Genomic DNA, 1,776 nt, shown 5'->3' with positions numbered 1-1,776 from the left:
AACGTTGAGGCTGTGCAAAAAGGTGTAAACGAATCGACGTTTGTGCTGTCTGAGTAAGTGATATCTGCGATGAAGGAGCTACGATGGCACGCTTCAAACCGGTCGACATGAATCCGCGCTTTCTTCCTGTAGTCCTCGAACAGCAGATCCAGCCAGGCACGTTCGAACATGCGCTGCATGTGCTGATCGATACCGAGTTTGACCTTTCGCCGCTGGCCGCAAGATATATTAACGACGACACCGGAGCGCCGGCGTACGACCCAGCCGTCATGCTTAAGATCGTATTGCTCGCTTACTCGCGCGGCATCATCAGCAGCCGCGCCATTGAACGGGTGTGTCGCGAGAATGTGCTGTTCATGGCTGTCTCCGGCGATACACAACCGGCCTATACTACGATCGCTTCCTTCATCCGTCATCTGGGTGACCAGATATCGGACATCTTCACCGAAGTCATTCTTATCTGCGACCGCCAAGGGTTAATCGGCCGCGACATGTTTGCCATTGACGGCGTCAAACTGCCGAGCAATGCCAGCAAGGCGCGCAGCGGCACGCGTGCTGAACTGGCTCACCAGGCCGATGCGATAGAGCGACGCGTCAAACACATGATCTACACGCATCGCCGTCTGGACAAGCAGAGCGAGAAAAAACAAGTACAGGCGCAGCGGAAAGCAGAACAGGAACGCATTCATGCGTTGCAGACGGAAGCGCAGTCGATCCGCGAATTTCTTCGCATTCACCCTAAGCGTACCGGTGATGCCTCCGGCAAGGGGCCTGAGCGCAAAAGCAACGTCACTGACAATGACAGCGCGAAGATGGCCACCGGTAAAGGTGTGATCCAGGGCTATACTGGAGCTGCCACCGTAGATGCAACGTGCCAGGTGATTGTGGCGGCACAAGCGCATGGTTCGGGATCGGAACAAAGCCTGCTGTTGCCGATGATTGCGCATGCCAGCCCGTTCGCTCGTAAAGACACGTTAATTACTGCTGATGCCGGTTACCACAGTGAAGCCAACCTGAAGCAACTGCATGACAAGGGTATCCCGGCGTTGATTGCCGATGCACTGATGCGTAAGCGGGACGAGCGTTTCAAGGGGCAGGCAAAGCACAGAAACAAGCCGGATCCCCTGGCCAACAAAAAACCCATTGTAAAGTCATCATCGAACGGTAAATTCGGTCCGGCAGACTTTAGCTATGACGCAGACGCCGGTACGTGTATTTGCCCTGCAGGCAAGAAGCTACACAGCAATAGCCGAAACTGTGTCATCAATGGACGTTCACTGCACAAATTTACTGGATCCAAGCCTATGTGCCTCCCATGCAAATTGCGTGAACAGTGTATCCGGACTCCCGATAAGACGGCGGTGCGACAAGTCGCTTTCTTCTACAGGAATCAACCTTCACCGCTGAAGCATACCGAGACGATGCGACGCCGCATCGATAGTCCAGAAGGCCGAGCGCTGTATGGCCGGCGGATCGCCACGGTAGAGCCCGTGTTTGGCAACCTGCGCTACAACAAGCGGCTGGATCGCTTTACATTGCGTGGCCAGCATAAGGTTGATACGCAATGGAAGCTGTACTGCATGGTACATAACATTGAGAAGCTGGCGCATCACGGATATGCGAGGTAAAAAAAGGCAAGAAGGCGCTGTTCTTGCCATTTTTAGCTGTATGGCCGACACTTTGATTATCTAAACCGATTCAGGAAACTGGAATCATGACTGAACGTGCAGTAGGCGCCATGTCGCTTGAAAGTTGGCTTTTTGCACAGCCTCGTTA

The 1,776-nt window shown here is 53.8% G+C and carries 1 protein-coding gene; it reads left to right on the top strand.

All coding sequences use genetic code 11. From position 1 onward, the window contains the following. Nucleotides 1-83: 83 nt before the first annotated feature. Nucleotides 84-1,628, top strand: coding sequence for an IS1182 family transposase (locus ACFQUU_RS29205; protein ID WP_382252133.1), 1,545 nt, complete (start codon nucleotides 84-86; stop codon nucleotides 1,626-1,628). Nucleotides 1,629-1,776: the final 148 nt, after the last annotated feature.

The sequence above is a fragment of the Herbaspirillum sp. GCM10030257 genome (assembly GCF_042666555.1).
Classification (GTDB): Bacteria; Pseudomonadota; Gammaproteobacteria; order Burkholderiales; family Burkholderiaceae_D; genus Noviherbaspirillum.
This window is presented reverse-complemented; position numbering and strand designations above follow the sequence as displayed.